This is a genomic window from Thermus sp. NMX2.A1, assembly GCF_000511705.1.
Lineage (GTDB): Bacteria > Deinococcota > Deinococci > Deinococcales > Thermaceae > Thermus > Thermus scotoductus.
In genome coordinates, this window is the sequence record NZ_ATNI01000019.1 from 1 (window position 1) to 3,521 (window position 3,521).

Genomic DNA, 3,521 nt, shown 5'->3' on the forward strand with positions numbered 1-3,521 from the left:
CCTGAAGGCCCCACCCCGCTCCACCCCAGGAGCTCCTTCAGGTTACCCCCCGAAGCCAAGGGGGTCAAGCATGAACCTGGAGGAAGCGAAGAACGGCAAGAACGAAATCCCGAAGAACCTGGCACCTAAGACGCAGGCCCTGGTGGCCCGGATCATGGCTCACCTCAGGGAGCGGGAGGCCATGGGGGGGGTGGCCGCCCATGACCCTGAGAGCCCCGCTGAGGCCCCTGGCCCGGAGGCCCAGGCCTTCACCACCACCCCCCCGGCTCCCCGGCCTTCTGAGGCCCCCAGGGAGCCGAGGAGGGCCATGGTCCCGCGCCCGGTGGGGGAGATGGTGGCCAGCATCCCGCCCCGCCCCCTGAAGGGGGAGGAGCTTCCTCCCGTGGACTGGGCCCCCTCCCTCCTGTCCAAGGTTGAGGAGGCCCTGGGGAGGTACCCGGAGCGGGTGGCGGGCCTAACCCCCCGGGCTCGCCGGCTGTACACCTACCTGCTGGCGGCGGGCCTGGCCCGGTTGCGGCGGATGGGGCGGCCCATCACCCGCGCCCTGACCCAGGTGATCCTGTTCGTGCCTGTGGAGGCTCTGGCCGTGGCCCTGGACATCCCGGTCAGGAGCCTGTACCGGGCCCTGACGGAGCTGAAGGGGGTGGGCCTGGTGGCCAGCCGTGCCTGGTACACCCCGGCCACGGTGCACGGGCGGCCTGGGATCTACCGGGCGGGGGTGGTGTTTGCCGTGCGGCTGCCCCACCAGGACGGGAGGGCGAAGCTCTACCCGGAGGACCTGCAGCACAAGTGGAGGGACCTGGATGGGGACATTGCCGCCGGTCGCACCGCCTGGGCCCACCTAACCGAATGGCAGGAGGCGCGTTGGGCGAAAAAGGGCTCCAGGAGGGCGAAGGGGGCTTCCCCGGGGGTCTCTCCGCCCGAGTTGGCAGAGTCTAGAAGTTCACCCCTAAGGGGTGAGTCTGAGGTCCTGGAGTTCATCCTGGGGTGGGGGTCGTTATCCCCGGAGCGTAGCGAAACCCCGTTAGAGATAGACTCTGCCAACGGCAGCCCCAGCGACCTCCTGGCCCGTCTGGCACGGGAAAAACCCGGTTCCCGCCGCCGCCTGGTGGAGGAGATCGCCCTGGGCCTGGCCAGGGGGTTCCGGGATCCGGGGAGCACCCGCTTCTATGCCTGGGTGATCTGGCACGCCTTCCGGGCCCACATCTACGGGTACCGCCCTGACGCCATGGATATCGTCCTGTGGGCCATCCGCCGGGTCTCCGAGGGCCTGGCCACCGGATCCGTGCGACGACCAGGAGCCCTGCTGGTCCGCCTCCTCAAGGAGCAGGGCCTCATGGATCTCTTCCGCCAGGCTCCCTCCTGGCGGGTGGCCTAGTCTAGGCGGCCCGGGCCGGGATCCCTGGCCCGGCTGCGGAGATCCCTCTTGGCCCAGTTCAGGGCCCTAACCCCCAGGGCGGACCAAACAGCGACCCCCAGCCCGCAGGCTGGGGGTAAGGGTGGGGGATAAGGCAGTCCCCCTAGCGGGATTGGCGCCCCGCAGGGCGGGACCGGCCCGCTAACCGGTCCTGAAGGTTGGCCTTTTCTGGCCGGCCAAGCCCCCGGTTTACCGCCTCGGGACGGCGTCCAGCAGTGGCACCCCTCGGGGTGCACGCCGGGGTTCCTGGTAAGCCCCAGGATGGCCAGGCATGACGCCTGCCGGTGGCCTGACCCGTTCCGCAAGCCCGCGGGCTCACGGTGGCCAGGGCCGGATCCGATCCCTTTGGCGGGATCCTGCCCCCGATAGGGTTCGGGACACCGTGGCTGGATCCGTGTGGTGGACCCGTCCCCCCCCGATTTAGAGCCTCGGGACGGCTGTGGCTGGACCATAACGGAGGTCCCTCCGGCGGCCTGGCCCCCACCAAGCACCGTTGGTCCCAACCGGTGATCCAACCCGAGATCGCTACGGGTCTTCCCTCCACCGCTTTTTGGCGGCTTCCTCGGTACTCACCCGCTCCGTCCCCGCCGATCCCGCGCTTATCCGGTCCTCGTTGGGCGGGTTTCCCCGCCTCCTAGACCGTTTTCCCGCGCCCAGCCCTGGGGTTTCCACACCTCCCAGGGCCTTCCCACCCCCTATGGATTCAGGGGTGGGGGACACACACCACCAAGTGGTGCTCGGCGGGGTCGCCATTCCCGTCCACCGTGTTATCAGGCACCTAGCCGACCGGCTCCAGGAGCGCGCCATCATCCCCGAAGGGACCCGCTTCAGGGCACGTGGGTAAGGGCCGCTACAAACCCTCACGTGGGCGGGCGGCATGAAGCACTTAGGCTTGCCCCCTTCATCGCCCGGTTCAACCCCCTCATCAGGGGCTTTCGGCAACCCTCTTGCGAGGGCTTTCGGCACCGCCCTAGCCGTATAGCCTCCGCTGTTAAGCCAGAGGCCACGACACTTGACCCGTGACTCAGCACCCCTTGGGCGTGTGGACCCTTGGAGCACCCACGGGCGGGCACGCCACTCCCTCGTGGCGTAGGGGTCTCCCCCTCCACAGGCGACGGCTGGCTCGTACGACCATTGGCGGCCAACCTTTAAGCGGTCGTGGCGATAGGACGGCACCTTTCCCCGGGTTACCCCGGTTTCCGGCACCACCCCCGCCCCAAACCGGACAGGCGGGATTACCGCATCCGGCTTTCCCCGACCCAGGCTGGGCCGGTGGGCGGTTGACCTGGTGGGGGCCAGGCTCACACCCCCATTTTAGCCGTTTGTACAGCGACCCTTAAATAAATCCCCCTTCCTCCCCCCCCTTCTTCCTAAATCCCCCACTTCAAACGGACTTTCCCCTTCCCGGCCCGGGTATAATGGAAACATGACGGATAAAGCCCCTTACCCCTGGGCGGGGTACGACTGGGGCACCCTGTACCGGTCCCTGGCCCACCCCGGCAACCGGTACCGGTACGCCCTGCTCATTCCCGGCCCCCCCCAGGCGAAGCCCCGGGAGGTGGCCCACCACCGGACCCGGGGCACCCGGCTTTTCCGGGTCCCCGAGGGGTGGCTGATCCTCTCGGCCCACCCGGAGGTGAGAGGCCTCCAACTTAAGGACCTCTCCCAGCACCCCATCCGCACCGGCCCGTTTTTGCTGACCTGGGGACGAGCCTCCTACGATCCCAATCCCCGGGCCCGGCTACTGGTATCCCCGCGGTGGGTCAGGGAGAAGGCCCGCTACGTGAGCTGGGTGACCCACGGCCTCACCTGGCCAGGGGGTAAGGTGAAGGCCGCCCCCCAGGTGCTGAAGGCGGTGAACCAGGTCACCCGGGAGATCCGCTACGCCAACCGCTGGGGCTTTCTGCCCCCGGAAACGGCCCGGCGGTGGGACAAGCTGGTCCGGCGCAACCTATGGCGCTTTCTGACCAGCACGGCCAAACTCTCCCGCAAGGAGGCCAAGGTCCTGGTGCGGCGAGCCTTAAAGGTTCGGTACGAGGTGGCCATTTGATTATCCTTAAGCGCACTTTGGTTTCCGCCTCCTGTGGGAGTACCGCTAGTGGGG

The 3,521-nt window shown here is 68.4% G+C and carries 2 protein-coding genes; both read left to right on the forward strand.

Annotation, left to right across the window (positions count from 1 at the left end; translation table 11 throughout):
* Positions 1-70 precede the first annotated feature (70 nt).
* Positions 71-1,378, forward strand: coding sequence for a hypothetical protein (locus TNMX_RS13165; protein WP_052037874.1), 1,308 nt, complete (start codon positions 71-73; stop codon positions 1,376-1,378).
* A 1,465-nt stretch (positions 1,379-2,843) separates the two neighbouring features.
* A complete protein-coding gene (locus TNMX_RS00815; RefSeq protein WP_038028470.1) occupies positions 2,844-3,467 on the forward strand; it encodes a hypothetical protein in 624 nt (207 codons plus the stop codon).
* Positions 3,468-3,521: the final 54 nt, after the last annotated feature.